Consider the following 19,081-nt stretch of genomic DNA (forward strand, 5'->3'; position numbering starts at 1 on the left):
GATGCAGAGGAAATAGAACGTTTGGAGAATAGCAGAATGGATGAGCCTGGTTTAGAGCATTGTTACCACTTGCTGCAGTCCGATTCTTTGCCAGGGCAAACCCTGGATCAGTGCCTGTAACTGCTCCGGGCTGATCGCCATACTTTCACCCTGGTGAACTTTAGCCCAGTGGAATTTCCCCTGTTCCAGCCGCCGGGCACACAGCCAGATACCCAGTCCATCATGCACCAGCACTTTCATACGATGGCCACGCTTATTACAGAACAGGTAAGCGCAATGCGGTTTGATGTAGCCAAAGGCTCTCAGCACCTGAGCCATGGCTGTATCCATCCCTGCACGCATGTCCATCGGCTGGGTAGACAACCAGATCTCATCAATACGAATCATTGAGTCAAACCCTGGATCAGCAACAGTAATTCAGTTACTGACTCCACCGGCCAGTCGATCTCGATCATCTGATCCCTTGCGGAACTTGGTGCCTCATGTAATGGAATCCTGATATGAGCGACAGCTTTCTTCTCTGGCACAGGTGGTAGAGGTGCTTCTTGTTTGACTGGAGTCGGGTGAAGAATGACCGGAAGAAAGTCAGTCTGTGGAATGGATGGGGTTTTTAATGCAGGGGGCATTGATCTGGACTGACGAATCCATTTATGTAGCAGATTGGCATTGATCTGATGTTGCATTGCTACCTTGGCCACTGATGTATCTGGCTGCTGGCATTGCTGAATAAGTTGATGTTTAAATTCAGCTGTGAAGGTTCGACGGGGCTTTTTTAGCGTTGGTGCACTGTCTATAACTGTCTTTAAATCCATAAATAGGTGTCCACTTAAATTTAAGTGGACACTATCGCGGTATTAATGAGTTAGAAAAAGTGGGGTTCAGCGGACGCTTACATTTATAACTGCGTTTATCATCCAACGCTGCCTGTACAAAGCTACGATCAATTTTGATTTGTCTAATTTGCATTTTTTGCAAATAACTTAAAGATGAATAACCTGTCCCGAAGTCATCAAGAGAAAGCTGAACTCCTCTTTCTGATAAGGAATTCATTTTTTTCAATCATGCTCACACAATTGTTCAAAGCAATATTTTCAGTAATTTCCAAGATAAGCCGAGATGGATTTATGTCATATCTATGAATCATGCAAATTACAGTTTCCTCAAAGTTAGCTTGCATGAAATGATCAGCACTAATATTGATTGAAAGTGTCAAATCTTTAGTCTGTTCTTGTTTACTCCAATCTTGTAAAACTTTGCAGGCTTGAGCTAAAACCCATGTACCTATTTCAGGCATTAGTCCTAAAGTTTGTGCCGCAGGAATAAAATCTTGTGTGGGAACAGAACCCAAAACAGGATGATGCCATCTGAGTAAAGCCTCGGCACCAATTAACTTTTCAGAAGCATTGACTTGAGGTTGATAAAACAATTCAAATTGCTCTTTTCCGAGTGCTAGACGTAAGTCTTTCGCCATGGAATCTTCTATTTGTATTTCTAATTGCATGGTATAGATGGATATACAAATCATGAGCGTGGCGACGCAAATTGCAATCCATCGACCATGACTCCGAGTATTTTCCGATAGCGGTATAGCATGCTCTAAAGTAAAAGAGCTGCCACTAAAAAATATAAAGCATGCGATTGATAGTAAAATTAAAACGAGTTGTAAGAAACTCGGATTTCTGCGGTAGTTTAAGTATCCTAATATTGCCCCAGCAGGCAAAAACAAATGAGCAACTTGAGGATGATGAGTAGTCGCTATATCAAAAAATACGCAAAAAACGACTGGAAAAACCAGTAGAACAGCTTGAGATAAAAGAATACCCGCTGAAATTCGATTTATATAAATGAGAAAAAAACTAAAAATGGAAAGCAGTGTAAAAACGATATCCATATAAACAATGATCCACATTTTTGAAAATGCGAAATATATGGTCCAGAACAGGCAAAAAATAATACAAATAAAGATATTTGCTTTAGCTGCGATGGTAAGCTGCTGGTCTTTTATGTTGTGGTAATTATTTTTACATTTTTTTAAGTAAGACGAAGCTATCATAGGTAAATCAACCATAAATATAACAAAAGCAGTAACATTGCCCTTCATGCTCTATTTCAGAATTTAACAATCAAACTTAATTTTCTATAAAGTTTTTATTTATCTTTTATGCGTTTAGAAAGTATTTTATTACACAAAATAAAGTTCATTTGTTTAATAAATTTAGTCAAAAAAGAGGACTTTTCAAAGACCCCATAAGTTTAAATTATGATTCACTCAGGGTACAAGCCTCTGCTACTAAGGTACAGGGCATAAGTTATGAAAAATAAGACAATTGGTTAATTATTTACCGATTTTACAAGGTTATTAGCTCATCGTTTCTTAAGATTATCTAATCAATAGCAAATACAACGACTGAAACGCGCTGGCACATGTCCAGCGCGTTAATATTTATCAGAGATAAATCACAACTAAAATTGCGAAAACACCATACAGCGCACTTACTGCAACCAATGATCGGTCATCGACTGTGCCACGGCGGAATAAACTCCACAGAAACACAATCGCTAATGCGGTAATAATGCCAGAAGCTAACAACAAGGTATCAAAGCGCCACGGCGTAAAGAAAATACCTAATGCACTTGGTATGGTGGCCTGAATCATCATGGCACCCGAAATATTCGCTAAAGCCAAACGCTCTTTACCTTGGCGTACCCAAATCAGCGCATTCATAATCTCAGGTAATTCGGTAGCAACTGGACTCAGTAATAAAGCAACCAAATGTGGCGGCCAACTTAGCGCTGTACCAATCGCTTCAAGCTGAGCAACAAAAGTATGCGACGCAACACTAATTACAACTAAAGCTGCCAATACTTGTAGGCCAGCCCACCCTAGTGACGGTTCGGCTGTGTTTGGACGGAACTTGAGCGGTTCAAGGTCTTCTTCATCGGAAGATGTATCAGCTTCCTTAATCTCACGCCAAACATAAGCTGCATAAGCCGCTAAAAATAGAATGCCTAACCAAGGTTTAATGGCAAATGCGACTAAACCAAGCGCTACTTTTAAAACAAAGATAGCAAGGAACGAGACTTGATCTCGGCTTAAACGAGCATAATCAACTTGAACTTTATGCGAAGTTCGAGCTAATTTTTTGCGATGAAGCATTAATACCAGACCGACTACGGCGTAACCCAAAGTCGCTAAAACCAATGGGCCACCCATTGCAGCTCCAACACCAAGGTCTTTTTGTTCTGGGGTATCACCAAATACGACGGCCATAAAGGTCACCGCACTTTCAGGTAGCGCTGTACCAAAAGCTGCGAGTACCGAACCTACTGCTGTTGCACCAAGATTAAGACGCTTACCAAACCATTCAATTCCATTGACGAAATATTCACAGGCTAGGTAAATTGCCGCGGCGGACAAAAAGAATAAGATGAACGTGAGGAGCATAGGAATAGTCCAGCCGGGCGAATAAGAAACCATTGGCGCGACAACGCTCCTCGCCCGACTAGCAAAGTACGTTGCGGCCAAAGGTCTCGCCTAGCTCACACTGTGTATACAGTGGCTGAACACGCCATGAGATACTGATCTCAAGTTTGTTGACGTGGTCTTCCTAGTTGGGTACTAGGAATGGCTACTCCCCAATGACAATAGGTGAAGTTTACCAGTGATTGAAAAGTAACTCTACAAAAATGGTCTAACAAAATGATCAAGAGCTTTAAAAATTCACAGTATGTTTTAAAGCTCTCTTTATTGACTAAATAAAATGTATTTCTACACTGGCATGTACAATTTCTTCATGAATAGACAGCGCCTTTTTAACTGAATCGGGTGTTAAATCTGTTCGGTCTGTTTCTAAAGCCAAAATGCATGAAAATTTTCCTTTACCGACTTTCCATACATGTAAATCTGTAATTTTCACTTGTGATAATTGCTCAATCACTTCTTGTATTTCAGCGACTACTGGATGTGACATTTCAGCATCTAGTAACGTTTTTCCTGTGTCACGCAAAAGCCCCCATGACCACTGTGCAACAAGTATCGCCCCTACAATACCCAATAAAGCATCTAAAAAATTCCATCCAAAATATTTACCCGCTATAAGTGCGGCTATGGCTAATACAGACGTTACGGCATCGGCAACCACATGTAGAAACGCAGCTTTATGGTTTAAATCGTGATGGTGATCATGATGATGGTGGTGACTATGCTCATGGTCGTGATGGTGGTGGTGTTCATGATTATCGTGTAATAACCACGCACAAATTAAATTGACTGCCAACCCCGCAACAGCAATAGAAATCGCTTCATTATAATGAATATCAACAGGATGGAGTAATCGCTCAATAGATTGAAATCCCATTAACAGTGCAACGACCATTAATATGATTGCACTGCTATATCCACCTAAAATTTCGATTTTCCAAGTTCCGAAACTAAAGCGTTTGTCATGAGCATAACGGCGAGCCATTTTGTAAGCGACATAGGCCAACCCTAGAGCAACCATATGTGAACTCATGTGCCAGCCATCAGCTAAAAGAGCCATTGAGTTAAAGATCCATCCACCCACAATTTCAAAAACCATCATCACGGCAGTTAAAATCGTTGCGATCAAAATTTTCTTTTGAGCAAGCGGGTTTCCTTCATCGAACTGATGAGAGTGGTAACGTTCTAAATTGCTGTTAATTTCCATATTTATGGTCTTTTATTAATACTCCCTCATAGTATATATTTTTTGGAAGGAAATATATTGTCTCGCTATTGAGCCAAGGAAAATTTTAATAAGTATTTGACCTTCAAGGCTCATGTACCAGAACGCCTAAATGTAATTTCAAGAAAATGGGTAATGAGCCAGAGGCCAATTTTTTTAATCGTCACTATTTTAATGTACGGAAAAATAGTGACTTTAGAATTAGCTTATGGGCACACGTTTAGCCAGCTTCTTTTGCAAAATAATAACCAATATTGGGAACCCTGCTGCTGAAATTGCACATACCGCCAGTAACGTATTTACACTTTGTGGCGTCATGCCATGAGCAGGTAATAAAAAGGCAGATAAGAAAAATGCAACCGTTGTCAGCAAATACATGATGGATGTCTGTAATGAAGAAAATCCAGCTCGTTGTCGATCGTTAGGAAACTGCATCGTAACCACTGAAGATGACACCAAACGACTATAAGATGCACCGAGAAATAAACTAATAAATAACGCTGCATGCTGATAGCCAAGCATTGGTATAAGCAAACTTACGATAAAGACTAGAGTCGAAGCTGTAGCCAGTAGTAAAGCAGAAAAACGGGAAGTTAACGCCCCTGTAATTTTTGTAGATAAATAGCCCATCACGCCCCCGCTAAAAAATAGCCAAGGCAGTAGATCTTGCGAAGCGCTCAACTGTTGAATCATTAAGGGTGCCAAAATAGGAATAACCAGCATAGGGCTAAACTGTACGAGCGCATTAGCAGAAGCGAACAGTAGAGTATCTGCATCTAAAGGTGGCGCACGAAACGTATCTAAAGAGACTTGGTCTTTGGGTATAAACGATACAATAAGTGGCAATGCCAACACACACAATGCACTTATGAGCCACAAAGCCACATGCCAACCATAGTGAGTGCATAGAAATAATATGGTGGGCATTCCGACAATACTTACTATTGAAAATGATGCAATCACCGTCGCTAACATTTTCCCCCGTAAATTAGGCGGTGCGTTGTTTATTAATATACTGATACCCACTCCCATGGTGGTACCGCCGACCAACCCTGCACAAAATCGGAGTGCAAGTAGAAGACTAAAACTAGATGTGCAGGTAGTTAAAAGTGTTAGTAGACCTAACAGCGCCATATTGATAATTAAAAACCGCTTTTTATTGAAATGATCAATCCAGTAAAAAGCAATAATTCCTGAAAGAACGGCGCCAAGCGTATACATCCCTGAAACATAACCTGAGAATGATACTGGCACTGCGAAATCTGTCGCCATAAAAACAAAAATAGGATTAAACACCATATATTCCAGTGCATTCGTGAACTGGACGAAAGCAATGACAGTGGCTATCCACATGAGGGCTTTATGATTAAACGTCTGTTTGGCTAGGGACATCGCAGTAACCTATAGATAAAAGATGTCCGAGTTTAACTGCTATCAATTATATTGATTATATGGTAAAAATTGCATTTATTATTATCAAATATGGGATAATTGATGCGTCCGGCTCTGGATTTTAATACCCTGAAAGTGTTCATTGCTGTGGTCGAAAAAGAAAGTTTTGTGGGTGCATCGAAACTCCTTGAAATGCCAACATCAAACGTGAGTCGCTGTATTTCTCAGTTAGAAGAAAAACTCGATCTTCAGCTCATTGAGCGCAGCACCCGACATATGAAAGTCACTCAGGCGGGGCAGCTACTCTATACCAGAGCAAAGCCATTACTTGAAGCGCTTGAGCAAACAGAGACAGAGTTAACGTTGCGGCAAATGCAGCTCAAAGGTCCTTTACGAATCTGTATTCCCAATGAAATAGGCCCTGCATTGCTAGGTTCTGTTATTGCAGAATTCGCCTGCCAGTATCCCGAACTACAAATAAGCTGTGTCACAAATTTGTCGGGTTTTGAGTCTCTGCGAGATGATCTGGATTTAGCTATTATTATTAGCCGCGGTCAAATGGATAACAGTGACTACATCGCTCGTCATCTGGTGACTATCCCTTGCACCATTGTGGCAGCCCCATCTCTCATTCAGCGTTATGGCACCCCTACTCATATCCAGCAATTTGAAGAATTACCTTGTATTACAACAGTCAGTGCACTCAAAGGTGCTCCTTGGCAATTTGTTAATAAAAAGGGTGAGTTCGAGACCATCAAGGTTAAAGGACACTATCGGGTGAACAGCGGAGAAATGGCGGGCCAAGCTGCTGTAGCAGGTATCGGATTTGCAATTTTATCGAAACACGCTTGCCAACCTTATATTAGTGACGGTCGCCTGATCGAGATTGAGTTTGAACAAGCAGTAGCGCCACTGCAATTGTTTGCACTTTATTCAGATCGCCGCTATTTGCCTGCTAAAACAAGAGCGCTTATAGATTTCATACAGCAGAAATTGGGGCATGTATCCTTATAAAATCTGTCATTGCACATGCATTCTGAAATCGGCATATTTACCTATGTCAGTTTTATAAGGACTGTCAATCGTCACCCTGTCTTCTACTCAAACTGCTCAGGTCGCTTTCTTTTTGTTGCTTATTTCCTCGCTCATTTTAGGAATCCTTTTTGCGAATCAGTCTCAATTTGTTAAGATGGCAACCGTGAGAAATTAAGTTAAGCTCTTACACACTGTTGACTCAATTTTGACATAAAAAAGGTACATGAAAAGGTATACTTTTTTCTTAGATTAAGTCCAATTCACACAGAAGTTATTAGAATTGGTTAGATGACCAACCGTAAAATATTATTGCTTTTTTTAAGGGTTTATTACGCATGAATAGCGCTGAAATCATGGCCGATCTCTCTAACCACACTCCAATGATGCAGCAATATCTCAAGGTCAAAAAAGATTATCAACATGCGTTGCTGTTTTATCGTATGGGCGACTTTTATGAACTTTTCTTTGAAGACGCACACTTAGCAGCCAAACTTTTAGGAATTACCCTAACCCATCGCGGTAAAGCAAACGGCAACCCGATTCCAATGGCAGGTGTTCCTTACCATTCAGCCGAAGGTTATCTTGCTCGCCTTGTCAAAGCAGGTCGCACAGTAGCCATTTGCGAACAAGTGGGTGAAGTCACTGGTAAAGGCCCTGTTGAGCGTAAAGTTGTTCGTATTCTTACACCCGGTACATTAACCGACGACGCACTACTCACAAGCTATCAGTCGTCTAACCTTGTTGCGTTATGTATTCATCAAAATCAAATCGGTTTTGCTTTGCTCGACTTAAGCGCAGGTATTTTTAAAGTTCAGCAACAAGACTACAAACCTGAACAACTTCCAATTGAACTTGCTCGCCTCATGCCAAGTGAAATTTTGATTGATGAAGATCTGGTTGATCCGAATATTATTGAACAAATTAAAAAGCATTTAGATTGCCCTGTAACCAAGCGTCCAAATGTAGACTTCAATTTAAATAACGCACAAAAAACCTTATGTGACCAGTTCTCTGTATCGACGCTTTCTGGTTTTGGACTCGATACATTACCGTTAGCTAAGGCTGCCGCAGCGGCTCTGATTCACTACGCTAAAGAAACTCAGAAAACGGCGTTACCGCATATTCGTTCTATTCTTTTAGAACAAAGCACAGACTTTATTGCGCTTGATCCAATTACACGCCGTAATTTAGAAATTATTGAACCTTTGTTTGAACATGGTACGTCATTATTCCAACTGGTAAATGACTGCCAAACTGCAATGGGTGGACGTTTACTCAGCCGTACACTCATGCAACCTGTTCGTGATACGGCGTTACTCGATGCCCGCTTAGATGCAATTGAACAACTCATTCAAGGCTATCACGAAACTCCAGTTCGTTTAGTGCTTAAAGAAATTGGCGATATCGAACGTGTTCTTAGCCGTGTTGCGCTGGGTAGTGCTCGACCACGCGATTTAGTTCAGCTTCGTCATGCTTGCGCGCAAATCCCATTTTTAAGAAATGCTTTAGCGCCTGTTATTCAATCAAAAAAATCCAAGTTATTAATTCAACTCGATCAAGAACTTGGTGACTTTAAATCGCTTCATCAACACTTGATGGCAGCCATTGTTGAAAACCCACCTGTATTACTTCGTGATGGCAATGTAATTGCAGAAGGTTATGATGCAGAACTCGATGAACTTCGTAAAATTCGTGATCATGCAGGTCAATTCCTGATTGATTTAGAAATAAAAGAGCGTGAACGTACTGGCATTAACACCTTAAAAATTGGCTATAACCGTGTAAGCGGCTACTATATTGAACTTACGCGTGCTCAAGCTGAGCAAGCCCCTGCCGACTATATTCGCCGTCAAACTTTAAAGAATGCAGAGCGTTACATCACACCTGAGCTAAAAAGCTTTGAAGATAAAGTTTTATCAAGTGAGTCTCGTGCATTAGCACGTGAAAAAGCGTTATTTGAAGCTTTACTTGAAAACCTCCGTGAAAATATTGCTCACCTACAAATGATGAGTTCGGCAATTGCTCACATTGATGTAATCGCAAACTTTGCTTATCAAGCACGTTTAAACAATTGGGCGCGACCTGAATTTACCCCAGAAACCGGCATTAAGATTCAAGGTGGTCGTCATCCTGTTGTTGAAGCATTAAACAAAGCACCATTTACACCAAATGACACTTTCCTTGATGCTCAGCACCGCATGGCAATTATTACTGGCCCGAACATGGGTGGTAAATCTACCTTTATGCGTCAAACTGCATTAATCAGTTTACTCGCTTACTGCGGTAGTTATGTTCCTGCGCGAGCTGCCAAGCTTGGCCCAATTGACCGTATTTTCACACGTATTGGTTCAGCCGATGATTTGTCGACAGGTAAATCAACATTTATGGTCGAGATGACTGAAACTTCACAAATCTTGCACCATGCAACTAATCAGTCTTTAGTGTTAATGGATGAAGTTGGCCGTGGTACCAGTACCTACGATGGACTCTCTTTGGCATGGGCCTGTGTGGTTGATTTAACCAAGCGCGTAAAATGCTTATGTCTATTTGCCACGCACTATTTCGAATTGACTGAGTTAGGTAGTGAAGCAGGTATCGATAACTATCATGTGACGGCACAAGAGTTAAATGGCAATCTGATTTTATTGCATAAAGTTCAACAAGGCCCTGCAAGTCAAAGTCATGGTTTACAAGTTGCGAAATTAGCTGGTATTCCTGCTAATGTCATTAAAGAAGCTCAAAAACGTTTACGCATTTTAGAGAAGCAACAACAGCAACACTTACAAACTAGTGTTCAAGATGATTTGTTTGCAACTTTAGATTCAAATGCTAAATCAAGTACGCAAGTCATAGAGAAAGTGATTGAAATTGAAGTGCCTTCACCTGCCCTAGATTTGCTTAAGCAAATTGAAGTCGATAACTTGACACCTCGCCAAGCACTTGAACAACTTTATGAACTAAAAGCTGCACTTAAATCATAATCATTGATTGAGCAAACATGTCTATGAGCATGTTTGCTCTTACTTTAAGGAGAATAAAATTTCTATTTTCTTAAGGCCACTACAATACACAGAGATCGATTTAATTTGGCAACACATTAGTCGACGTGAACTCATTACCCAACTCTATATACAAAAACAAGAACAACTTGAATTAACAGATTGTTTTTACGATGTTGAAAATTGGGATGCCTATCATTTAGAAAATGACCCACCGAATTTAAAAGAACTCTATCAACAAGGTGCTTCATTTGTGGGTGCTTTTAATACATCTGAAAAATTAGTTGGCATTAGTGTCGTGTCGAATCAACACATTGCTGATTATCCAGATGCAAAATTACTGCAATACTTTTATGTCGATGCAGACCAGCAAGGTCAAGGTATTGGAGCAAAGCTCATGCAGGCAGCCAAAGAGTCAGCTAAGCAACTGGGCGCGCTGCAACTTTATATTTCAGCCACACCGAGTAAACGTACTGTCGACTTTTATATCAAGCATGGTGCAGTAGTATTAGGACATCCAGATCAGCACTTATGGGAGCTGGAACCAGAAGATATTCATTTGCTTTGCCTACTTTAAGTCTCGATATTTAAAGTTTTTTTGGATATCAGTTCGGTATAAAAGCAAAATTTAAAACTAAAAGCTGTATTTAAGGTATCTAATCAAATAGATACCTTGACCTAAATGACATTTGCAACTATATGCAAAAATTTATTCAAGCTGTTGTTTTTTAAAACATATTATTATCTTAATTTTACAATTTGGCTAATCTTAAGCTCACAACATTCTTTTAAATATCAATGCATTAACTTATCTTCATATGTATAAATAAACAATATCAATAAAAGCAATTGTTTGTTTACCCCTTTTTTGCCTAAAATAAGCTATTCGAAATGAAACCATATTTTTTAGGTAGCTGTCGCCATGACCTTTGTTGTCACTGAAAATTGTATTAAATGTAAATACCAAGATTGCGTAGAAGTTTGTCCTGTAGACTGTTTTTACGAAGGTCCGAATTTCCTAGTGATTAATCCGGATGAATGTATTGACTGTGCATTATGTGAACCAGAATGCCCTGCAAATGCAATTTTCTCTGAAGATGAGTTACCAGAAGGTCAGGAAGTATTTATTGAATTAAATGCAGATCTTTCTCAAAAGTGGCCTAACATTACTCAAATTGGTGACCAACCTGCTGACCGTGAAGAATGGAACGGCAAACCAGATAAGTTACAGTATCTAGAAAAATAATTTCAAAAAAGATCAGCAACCGCTGATCTTTTTTATACCCTATTCAAACATTTCATTGCAAATTCCTCGTAATTTGTGCACTGTTTTGCATTAAAATAAGCGCAATATTTATTAAGCTTTTGATTTTTCTTATGCGGAAGTTTTTGCAGAGTATGTTGCCCTTATCCATAATCCCAGCGATTATGGTAGGTTGCGTCAGCTCTCCCCAACACACAACAACAGGCAAAACCTCTCCACACGGTAAACGCATTTTTATTCCTCAAGAGCGCGTTATTATCGAACGTCCTATTCCACCTAAAGTTGAGCCTGCTTCTTATCGTGCCTGGTTAAATACTGGCGATCATTATGAACGTGTACGAGAATATGAAAAATTTCTAGCGCGTAATAATGTTGCAGGCATCGTACCAAGCTTTGAATTATTAAGATCAGCTCGCGATTGGCTAAAATGTGGCAGTTCAGAATATGCTGTACCAAACCGTGAACTTTGGAATAACTCTTTATCGACTTTACGTGTCTTTAAATATTTAATTGCGGCAAAAGTTCTAACTGACTTTGAAGTAACCTCGGTGTATCGTGATTTACCTTTAAATCAGTGTGCTGGTGGTGCAAGTTCGTCTAAGCATTTGTTTAACTCAGCCATCGATTTTCGTATTGGGCCAGAAGTTCCACAGCCACAAGACTATGCATTTATTGAAAATACAAAGTTTAAATTGTGTCAGTTCTGGGCTCAACATGGCCAGAGTTTAAACCTAGGTATTGGTTTATATAGTTCAGGACAAATCCATATTGATACTCAAGGCTATCGTACTTGGGGGCCTGACTTAACCCGTAATACTTCAATGTGTAATTTTTAAAATTATTATCCCCTAATACACTTTTGTATCAGGGGATTTTTGTTGTTCTCATTTATATAACCCAATAAGAAAAACGCTGAAATTAATTACGAATTTGTACATTCCATAATCAACCAAAATTTCTTAATCCGAAGATTTTTGCACTCTAGTCATAAACGTTTAAAATAAGCCTATCAACATACAGGTAAATTTGACTATGCAGCAGTTGTGGACAGACATTGACGAATATATCGACTCACATTTAATTCCCGAAGATCCTCGACTCGACTTTGCATTAAAAAATACCGACGAACACGGCTTTTCAAATCATCTTGCGGTTGCTCCAAACCAAGGGATGTTCTTGCAAATGCTTATTCAGATGAATAATTGTAAGCGTGTTTTAGAAATTGGAACTTTTGCTGCCTACAGTACGATTTGGTTAGGACGTGCCCTGCCTGAAGACGGTTATTTACTGACTATTGAAGGCCGTGATACTCATGCAGAAATGGCTCAAAAAAATATCGACCATGCGAATCTTCCTGTAAAAGTTGAGCTAAAAGCAGGCCGTGCTGCAGATATCCTTTCAGCAATTGACCCACAGTCAATTCAACCTTTCGATTTTATATTTATTGATGCCGATAAACAGGGTTATCCTGAATATTTGGAACTCAGCTTAAAGTTTTCAAAATCAGGCACAATTATTGTGCTAGACAATGTCATCCGTGGTGGCGATATTTTAAATCCTGAAAACAAAAAACCGAGTATTGAAGGTATTCGCGAAACTTTTAAAGCCCTCGAAAATCATCCGCAAATTCTGTCTTGCACAGCTTTACAAACGGTTGGCTCAAAAGGTCATGATGGTTTCGCTATAGCGATAGTGAAATAATGATCAAAAAATCATCTTTTTTATTTTATTATTTATAATCAATAGATTACTTTTATTACCCTCGCTTTTCCATATAGTTATCCACAACATTTGCGGATAACTATATGCAAATCTCATCATTTAGCCACAAGTAAAGGCACAGTTGCATTTCGGAATATAGTGGTTGCGATACTTCCCAAGAAGAACTGATGAATCTTGCTATGACTAAATGCACCAAGCACAATAATTTGAATACCATGCTCTTGTTGATATTCAAGAATATTCTGAGCTACATCACCATAGCGGTAAACGGTGACAACCTCTAGACCAGCTTGTTTAAGATAATGCTCAGGTTCATTTAATATTTCAGGATGATCCCCCACATACACTAAATGGCATTGTAAAGTCCGTAATAGGTCACTTTGGGCAATACGACGCATCATCTTTTGACATGTTGGTGAATATTCATAGGCGAAAATAAAACGTGTTGGCACTTTAAAGTTTTCACCAATGGTCAACACTGTACAATTTGCGCCGCGAATGAAATTTTCAACATTACTACCAATAGGTTTGTGCTTTTCAGCTGCTCGTTCGCCAACTCGACCTAAAATAACAATGTCATTTTCATCGAGGAGATTAAAGCTTTGCTCTAAAAAATCACCCTTTTCTTGAATTTTTGAGCATGTAATGCCGTGTTTTTCTTTAATTAAGTCAGAAATATGTCTGAGTAAATTATTGCTGTAATCTAAAGCGAGTTCACTTTGTTTTTGCTCTAATTCAGCTAACTCTTTAAGCAACATCGCATTGCTTTCAAAGCCGATTACCCCACTAATCTCACCAAGGTGATAACTTGCTGGGTAGTAATCTAGAATTTGTAATAATACAAGCTCTCGTCCAGTTGCTTTTGCAACCCACGCTGCTGCATCTGCAATAGCATTAATACAAGGTGATGAGTCAATACACGCAATAACACGGTTCATTGTTTGCCTCTCTTCTTCAGGTCTATTTGCCTTGGAGATTTTTCTATAACTTAGCTTTAACTTAACATAGATAAAAATCTGTATGTTAAGGTTTATGTATTAAAATCCACTTTTTTGTTTAAAGATCAAACATTTTATTACACTCTTAAGACTGTATTACTCTCTTAAGCGAATAAATTTTGCTGGGTTCCCCGCCACAATATGATAGGGTTCGACATCCTTAGTCACCATACTATTCATACCAATAACAGCATGTTTTCCAATTTTAATACCGTCTTTTATTCCTACATGTGCACCTAACCAAACATCTTGCTCAATTTCAATTCCTTTAGAAGTGACAGGCTGTTGGTAAAGTGGACGGTCTAATTGTATACCATGATCAAATGCATAGAGATGGCAATAAGCAGCTATACGAACTTGATCATGTAATTTGATACCAGCTCGCCCACCATCTAAAATACAATGATGGTTAATTGCGACTTCGTTACCAATCTCAAGCGGCCCATGCAAGCTGCAGTCGGCTGCAATAAAGCAATTATCACCAATCTTAATTTTTCGACCAGGCTCGGCAAAAATATGAGCTAAAGGTGAAATAAAACAGTTCTCACCAATCTCGACTGTTTCCATGTCCATTAAATAAGCCTGATATTCTTTTTGCCACTCTTCAGCCCACGCACGGTGTTTAGGTTTTAGTGTCCAATATAACCACGGCATATAATTTAAACGGTGTTTATGTTGCTCACGGTACTTGAGTAAGGAGTCAGTCATCAGTTAATTCCTCCTCAACTTTTAATTCTTCACGGCCACGCGTCACGTCGCGAAGTTTCAAAGCAAGTGGTTCAATTTGGTGGACTTGTAGTCTAGCTTCAATATCTACACCTGTTGCGGTATAAGTTTCTTGATATTCTATTTGATGCTGTGAAAGTTCATATTGAAAAATAGCCCATTCATTAAAATGACAAGAAAAGTGAATGGTTTTCTTTGCAATGAGTTCAATCCGTTCAGCTAACAATAAGGATTGCCCAGCACAACCACCATAAGCCCGTACCAAACCACCAGTTCCAAGTTTTATGCCACCATACCAGCGGTTCACCATGACGATGATGTTAGTTAAGTCGTTACCTTCAATAGTCGCCAAGATTGGCCGTCCTGCTGTACCAGATGGCTCGCCATCATCATTAAAGCGGACGTTATGTCCAATTTTCCAAGCCCAACATTGATGTGTGGTCGATATATCTTTATTGAGTTCTAAAAATTCTTTTACTTGTTGCTCATTTTCTACTGGCGCAGCAATCGCCTGAAATCTACTTTTTTTAATTTCTTCTTCAAATGTAACAGGTGACGCAATCGTAAAAGCCATAAAATAAATAAAGCATAATAAAAATCAAATTATAGCGTGAATTTAATAGAAGCAAACCCATAAAAAAGCCCCGAATTTCGGGGCTTTTACTATTATCTTTCTCGTAATGCTTCTTTCGCTTTATTAAACGGCTTCAGCAAGTAATCCATTACAGTTTTCTCACCCGTACGAATATCTACAGTTGCCACCATACCCGGTGTAATACCAAAAGCTTTACCTTGTTTGTTGTAGAGCTTATCTGTATCAGTGCGGATATAAACACGATAGTAGAACTGATCTTGTTTAACTTCATCACGGGGTCAGCTTGACTCGCGACACCCGCATTTGCACGCAGGTTAGCAATATCTTGAATTCTTTGAATACCTGCAATTTGTTGCTCAGCAATTTTATTAAGTTGCAGATAACGCTGAATATTGACGATAGTCTGCGCAACATCAAGCGCGAGGGTATCTACGCTGACCAGAACGTTTGCTTGTTCCACCTGAACTTTAGCTTGTTCAACGCTTACACCTGATTTGATTTTACCAAAATCAAAAAGCATTTGAGTGGCAGTTAAAGTGAGTAACTGCCTTCCTCGCTCTCCAGTGGTCAAGTCACCAGTTGAGACGCCTCCGGCAAGCTGAGGATAGTAACCAGCTTTAGCAACGTCAACACCTGAATTTTGACCTGCTAAAGTTGCAATAGATTGTGAAATATCCGGACTACGCTGAATCGCAATTTTTACTGCATCTTGCAGTGTCAGTTTTTTAGAGGGCAAGGCGTTAAAAGATGAAGCTGAATTGTCATTAAGTTGAACAGTTGGAAATTCCTGCGCAATAGAACGATCTAGCTTAAAATTACTAAGCTCTTGCATCTTGGCTACTTTAAAATCATCACTACTTTTCGGGACAAAAAGTTGTGACAAGTTATCTTTCAGGGTGTGATATTGCTCACTTGGTTTAGCAGCGTATATCACGACAGGTACATGTAGTGAACTTAAAAGCATTAGCCCTTTCAGGAAAGCTTGCTTTCTACATTTCCCTTTCTTTCTTTTCTGGTTATATCCAATCATGCTTATCTTGTTGATGTTGTTTGTTATCGTTTAAAAGCATCTCCATTCTACAGAGTTTTTTAGTTAAAACAGCATAATTAGCGGAATAAATCACACATTATTTTTTTATTAAATGAGTGATATATATTATTGTTTTTATTTATAAAACCTCCAAAAATGAAAAAAGAGGCCTTGACCTCTTTTTAACCAAACAGATTAGTGGCTTTAATTAAACTGTAAAATCATCACCCAAATAGACTTTACGAACTTGTTCATTGTCTAAAATCTCTTGTGGCGTACCTTCTGCAATTACTGAGCCTTCACTCACGATATATGCACGCTCACAGATTGCTAAAGTTTCACGAACGTTATGATCTGTAATGAGTACGCCAATGCCACGATCTTTTAAGGTCTGGATAATGTCTTTGATATCACCGACTGAAATTGGATCGACACCCGCAAATGGCTCATCTAAAAGCATAAATTTAGGGTCAGCTGCTAAAGCACGCGCAATCTCTGCACGGCGACGTTCACCACCCGATACACTCATTCCTAATGAATCTTTAATATGACTAATTTTAAAGTCATTTAATAACTCATGAAGGCGTTGTTGACGTTGCTGTTTATTCAAATCTTTACGCGTCTCTAAGATCGACATAATATTTTCAGCAATTGTCAGTTTTCTAAAAATAGAGGCTTCTTGAGGTAAATAACCAATACCTTTACGTGCACGCTCATGCATCGCCAAATCGGACATATCTAAGTCGTCAAGATGGATCTCGCCTTTATCCATGCGTACCAGTCCAACGACCATATAGAAGCTCGTCGTTTTACCAGCACCATTAGGACCAAGCAAACCAACAATCTGTCCACTTTGCATACTAAAAGAGACGTCTTTAACTACCCAACGCTTACTATAGTTTTTTGCTAAGTGCTTAATACACAAAGTTTGCGGTTGTTGAAGAGCTTGCTGCATTAGTCACGCGCTCCTGGGAAACTTTTTGAACTTGACGGTGGAATAATAATTTGTACACGGTTTGAAGAAGAGCCTTGAGCTTCGACATCACCTTTATTCATACTATATTTCAGAGAGTTACCACGAATACTTGAACCATCTTGATATAAATATGCACCACCAGACAAAGTAATAATGCCAGTATCAGCATTATAAACAATGGTCTGACCCTCACCACGCGCTAAGCCTTTATTCGCGTTCACTTGCTGCTGAAACTTAGCAGGTCTACCCTTTGCAGTGATAACCTGAATTTCACGTTTCGAGTTAAGATTAGCAACAATCGAATCTGCTTGTAGCTTCATCGTACCTTGCTCAATCACAACATTACCGGTATAAGTCGTCAAACCAGTTTTTTCATTATATGTTGCGCGGTCTGCAACCAATGAAATTTGTTGATTACGGTCAGACGGCAAAGCAAACGTCGAAGCAGATGTTAAAGCAACGAATGTAATTACCGCAGCTTGTTTTAGGAAAGCTGAAGAACGTTTTAAATTAAGACTTTGGTGCATACTTTCCTCGAATATTAAAAAATTCGTACTGACCGTTATTCAAATTGCCTTTTAATCCTTTACTCACAAACTCGCCTTGTGGAGACTGAACAATCACTTGATGATTGGTTTCAATATCTCTGTTTTTTGGATAGGCAGTTAACTGATCGGTTTGAAACTCAATTGTTCCTTGAGGTGCAATCTTAGTTGCAACCACATCACCCGATAAGACAACCTTTTGATTATCATCATAGCCATAAGCTTGTTTAGCAAAGAATGTTGCATCAACTTTACCTAATTTATACATAGAGGCATTAAGTTGATCCAACTTCGACGTTTTTTGTTGCATATCCTGTTCAAGCTGACGAACTTCAGCACGAACATACAAATTGCCTTTGTCATCAGTTTGAGTCAAATGGACGCCCTGCGCCGAATAAGTCATATTCTTCGCCGAACCAATGTCCAGTTTTTTTGCCTTGCCACTATAGTAGTAGTAACCACCACTTACAGCAGCAACCACTACAGCAACAATATATAAAACTCTGGTATCCATGAGCAGGAATAGCCTACCTTTTTAAGTAATCTTGTTATTAATGCGGTACTGCAAGATATTTTTCAAGAAGTTCTTGGTAAATGCCTTTTGCGATCAGCAACATATCACAGACTTCACGTACAGCTCCACGACCACCCATCGCTTGGGTAACCAAGTGTGCACGGCGACGAACTTCTTCATGTCCATTTGGCACAGTAACGTTCATTCCGGCAATCGCAAATGCTGAAAGATCAGGCCAATCATCGCCCATATATAAGCAATCAGAAGGCAAAATATTAAACTGTGCACAAGCTTCGCGAAGTGCTGAGCCTTTGTCTTCACGACCCTGAAAAACAAGGTCTACACCCAAATCAGACATGCGTTTGTCAACGATATTACTTTTTCGACCAGTAATGATAATGACTTTCATACCTGCTTTTTGAACAAGTTTCATGCCTAAACCATCACGAATATCGAATGATTTAATTTCATCACCCGTATTGGTTAATGTAACAAAGCCATCGCTCAAAATACCATCAACATCCAGAACCAATGCCTGCAAATGACGTGCTTGTTCTAACAATGCATACGATGCCATGA

Annotated in this window: 18 protein-coding genes, 3 pseudogenes and 1 riboswitch; of the genes and pseudogenes, 6 read left to right on the forward strand and 15 right to left on the reverse strand. The window is 39.4% G+C overall.

Going from position 1 to position 19,081, the window contains the following annotated elements; translation table 11 throughout:
* Nucleotides 1-51: 51 nt before the first annotated feature.
* The 6 genes and pseudogenes from tnpB to F985_RS15885 form a co-directional block, all read right to left on the reverse strand.
* Entirely contained in the window at nucleotides 52-387 is a 336-nt protein-coding gene (gene tnpB, locus F985_RS15865; protein WP_000618090.1) for an IS66 family insertion sequence element accessory protein TnpB, read from the reverse strand.
* Nucleotides 384-812 (reverse strand): IS66-like element accessory protein TnpA, encoded by a 429-nt coding sequence (tnpA, locus tag F985_RS15870; protein ID WP_000364662.1) that lies wholly within the window; start codon nucleotides 810-812, stop codon nucleotides 384-386. Before tnpA ends, tnpB begins: the two co-directional genes overlap by 4 nt.
* 82 nt (nucleotides 813-894) lie before the next feature.
* Nucleotides 895-2,101: pseudogene (locus F985_RS0104525) on the reverse strand (EAL domain-containing protein); the annotation flags it as partial.
* 345 nt (nucleotides 2,102-2,446) lie between these two features.
* Nucleotides 2,447-3,526 (reverse strand): sodium:calcium antiporter, encoded by a 1,080-nt coding sequence (locus F985_RS15875; protein WP_228128572.1) that lies wholly within the window; start codon nucleotides 3,524-3,526, stop codon nucleotides 2,447-2,449.
* Between the two features lie 11 nt (nucleotides 3,527-3,537).
* Nucleotides 3,538-3,650, reverse strand: a riboswitch (yybP-ykoY riboswitch).
* 102 nt (nucleotides 3,651-3,752) lie between these two features.
* Nucleotides 3,753-4,688: a CDF family Co(II)/Ni(II) efflux transporter DmeF gene (gene dmeF, locus F985_RS15880; protein ID WP_004702629.1), complete on the reverse strand. Its 936-nt coding sequence runs from the start codon at nucleotides 4,686-4,688 to the stop codon at nucleotides 3,753-3,755.
* A 219-nt stretch (nucleotides 4,689-4,907) separates the two neighbouring features.
* Nucleotides 4,908-6,098 carry an MFS transporter gene (locus F985_RS15885; protein ID WP_004702630.1) on the reverse strand — a complete coding sequence of 397 codons (1,191 nt, stop codon included), beginning with the start codon at nucleotides 6,096-6,098 and terminating at the stop codon, nucleotides 4,908-4,910.
* 102 nt (nucleotides 6,099-6,200) lie between these two features.
* On the opposite strand from F985_RS15885, the gene F985_RS15890 reads away from it, so the two are divergent.
* The 6 genes from F985_RS15890 (at nucleotide 6,201) to F985_RS15915 (ending at nucleotide 13,097) form a co-directional block, all read left to right on the forward strand.
* A complete protein-coding gene (locus tag F985_RS15890) occupies nucleotides 6,201-7,112 on the forward strand; it encodes a LysR family transcriptional regulator (RefSeq protein WP_004702631.1) in 912 nt (303 codons plus the stop codon).
* A gap of 356 nt (nucleotides 7,113-7,468) precedes the next feature.
* Nucleotides 7,469-10,114: a DNA mismatch repair protein MutS gene (gene mutS / locus F985_RS15895; RefSeq protein WP_004702633.1), complete on the forward strand. Its 2,646-nt coding sequence runs from the start codon at nucleotides 7,469-7,471 to the stop codon at nucleotides 10,112-10,114.
* A 64-nt stretch (nucleotides 10,115-10,178) separates the two neighbouring features.
* Nucleotides 10,179-10,709, forward strand: a complete 531-nt coding sequence (locus tag F985_RS15900; RefSeq protein ID WP_031944512.1) for a GNAT family N-acetyltransferase — start codon at nucleotides 10,179-10,181, stop codon at nucleotides 10,707-10,709.
* 345 nt (nucleotides 10,710-11,054) lie between these two features.
* Nucleotides 11,055-11,378 (forward strand): ferredoxin FdxA, encoded by a 324-nt coding sequence (gene fdxA, locus F985_RS15905; protein WP_003650851.1) that lies wholly within the window; start codon nucleotides 11,055-11,057, stop codon nucleotides 11,376-11,378.
* Nucleotides 11,379-11,509: 131 nt separating this feature from the next.
* A complete protein-coding gene (locus F985_RS15910; protein WP_212749719.1) occupies nucleotides 11,510-12,232 on the forward strand; it encodes a D-Ala-D-Ala carboxypeptidase family metallohydrolase in 723 nt (240 codons plus the stop codon).
* A 196-nt stretch (nucleotides 12,233-12,428) separates the two neighbouring features.
* Nucleotides 12,429-13,097 carry an O-methyltransferase gene (locus tag F985_RS15915; protein ID WP_004702639.1) on the forward strand — a complete coding sequence of 223 codons (669 nt, stop codon included), beginning with the start codon at nucleotides 12,429-12,431 and terminating at the stop codon, nucleotides 13,095-13,097.
* Between the two features lie 116 nt (nucleotides 13,098-13,213).
* Here F985_RS15915 and F985_RS15920 read toward each other — a convergent pair whose 3' ends face one another.
* The 9 genes and pseudogenes from F985_RS15920 to F985_RS15955 all read right to left on the reverse strand — a co-directional run bounded on the left by F985_RS15920 (nucleotide 13,214) and on the right by F985_RS15955 (nucleotide 19,079).
* Nucleotides 13,214-14,056: a universal stress protein gene (locus F985_RS15920; protein ID WP_004702641.1), complete on the reverse strand. Its 843-nt coding sequence runs from the start codon at nucleotides 14,054-14,056 to the stop codon at nucleotides 13,214-13,216.
* Between the two features lie 156 nt (nucleotides 14,057-14,212).
* On the reverse strand, nucleotides 14,213-14,824 hold the full coding sequence (locus F985_RS15925) for a chloramphenicol acetyltransferase CAT (RefSeq protein WP_004702643.1): 612 nt from the start codon (nucleotides 14,822-14,824) through the stop codon (nucleotides 14,213-14,215).
* Nucleotides 14,817-15,416, reverse strand: a complete 600-nt coding sequence (locus F985_RS15930) for an IMPACT family protein (protein WP_004702645.1) — start codon at nucleotides 15,414-15,416, stop codon at nucleotides 14,817-14,819. Before F985_RS15930 ends, F985_RS15925 begins: the two co-directional genes overlap by 8 nt.
* A gap of 92 nt (nucleotides 15,417-15,508) precedes the next feature.
* A pseudogene (locus tag F985_RS26190) lies at nucleotides 15,509-15,712 on the reverse strand (secretion protein HlyD); the annotation flags it as partial.
* Nucleotides 15,709-16,401 (reverse strand): annotated as a pseudogene (locus F985_RS15935) (TolC family protein); the annotation flags it as partial. The pseudogenes F985_RS26190 and F985_RS15935, both read right to left, overlap by 4 nt.
* Before the next feature lie 274 nt (nucleotides 16,402-16,675).
* On the reverse strand, nucleotides 16,676-17,422 hold the full coding sequence (lptB, locus tag F985_RS15940) for an LPS export ABC transporter ATP-binding protein (protein WP_002051056.1): 747 nt from the start codon (nucleotides 17,420-17,422) through the stop codon (nucleotides 16,676-16,678).
* On the reverse strand, nucleotides 17,422-17,970 hold the full coding sequence (gene lptA, locus F985_RS15945; protein ID WP_004702651.1) for a lipopolysaccharide transport periplasmic protein LptA: 549 nt from the start codon (nucleotides 17,968-17,970) through the stop codon (nucleotides 17,422-17,424). Before lptA ends, lptB begins: the two co-directional genes overlap by 1 nt.
* Entirely contained in the window at nucleotides 17,954-18,502 is a 549-nt protein-coding gene (lptC, locus tag F985_RS15950; protein WP_004702654.1) for an LPS export ABC transporter periplasmic protein LptC, read from the reverse strand. The genes lptA and lptC overlap by 17 nt, the downstream gene beginning before the upstream one ends.
* Nucleotides 18,503-18,539: 37 nt before the next feature.
* On the reverse strand, nucleotides 18,540-19,079 hold the full coding sequence (locus F985_RS15955) for a KdsC family phosphatase (RefSeq protein ID WP_004702656.1): 540 nt from the start codon (nucleotides 19,077-19,079) through the stop codon (nucleotides 18,540-18,542).
* Nucleotides 19,080-19,081: the final 2 nt, after the last annotated feature.

It is taken from the genome of Acinetobacter seifertii (genome assembly GCF_000368065.1).
In the GTDB taxonomy this organism is placed as follows: domain Bacteria; phylum Pseudomonadota; class Gammaproteobacteria; order Pseudomonadales; family Moraxellaceae; genus Acinetobacter; species Acinetobacter seifertii.

What these genes read in the sequence shown, in the direction of transcription:
- tnpA (WP_000364662.1), bottom strand. Translation starts at nt 812, where the DNA reads ATGGATTTAAAGACAGTTATAGACAGTGCACCAACGCTAAAAAAGCCC.
- F985_RS15915 (WP_004702639.1), top strand. Translation starts at nt 12,429, where the DNA reads ATGCAGCAGTTGTGGACAGACATTGACGAATATATCGACTCACATTTA.
- tnpB (WP_000618090.1), bottom strand. Translation starts at nt 387, where the DNA reads ATGATTCGTATTGATGAGATCTGGTTGTCTACCCAGCCGATGGACATG.
- mutS (WP_004702633.1), top strand. Translation starts at nt 7,469, where the DNA reads ATGAATAGCGCTGAAATCATGGCCGATCTCTCTAACCACACTCCAATG.
- F985_RS15925 (WP_004702643.1), bottom strand. Translation starts at nt 14,824, where the DNA reads ATGACTGACTCCTTACTCAAGTACCGTGAGCAACATAAACACCGTTTA.
- F985_RS15890 (WP_004702631.1), top strand. Translation starts at nt 6,201, where the DNA reads ATGCGTCCGGCTCTGGATTTTAATACCCTGAAAGTGTTCATTGCTGTG.
- lptC (WP_004702654.1), bottom strand. Translation starts at nt 18,502, where the DNA reads ATGGATACCAGAGTTTTATATATTGTTGCTGTAGTGGTTGCTGCTGTA.
- F985_RS15910 (WP_212749719.1), top strand. Translation starts at nt 11,510, where the DNA reads ATGCGGAAGTTTTTGCAGAGTATGTTGCCCTTATCCATAATCCCAGCG.
- dmeF (WP_004702629.1), bottom strand. Translation starts at nt 4,688, where the DNA reads ATGGAAATTAACAGCAATTTAGAACGTTACCACTCTCATCAGTTCGAT.
- F985_RS15920 (WP_004702641.1), bottom strand. Translation starts at nt 14,056, where the DNA reads ATGAACCGTGTTATTGCGTGTATTGACTCATCACCTTGTATTAATGCT.
- F985_RS15930 (WP_004702645.1), bottom strand. Translation starts at nt 15,416, where the DNA reads ATGGCTTTTACGATTGCGTCACCTGTTACATTTGAAGAAGAAATTAAA.
- F985_RS15955 (WP_004702656.1), bottom strand. Translation starts at nt 19,079, where the DNA reads ATGGCATCGTATGCATTGTTAGAACAAGCACGTCATTTGCAGGCATTG.
- F985_RS15885 (WP_004702630.1), bottom strand. Translation starts at nt 6,098, where the DNA reads ATGTCCCTAGCCAAACAGACGTTTAATCATAAAGCCCTCATGTGGATA.
- fdxA (WP_003650851.1), top strand. Translation starts at nt 11,055, where the DNA reads ATGACCTTTGTTGTCACTGAAAATTGTATTAAATGTAAATACCAAGAT.
- lptB (WP_002051056.1), bottom strand. Translation starts at nt 17,422, where the DNA reads ATGCAGCAAGCTCTTCAACAACCGCAAACTTTGTGTATTAAGCACTTA.
- lptA (WP_004702651.1), bottom strand. Translation starts at nt 17,970, where the DNA reads ATGCACCAAAGTCTTAATTTAAAACGTTCTTCAGCTTTCCTAAAACAA.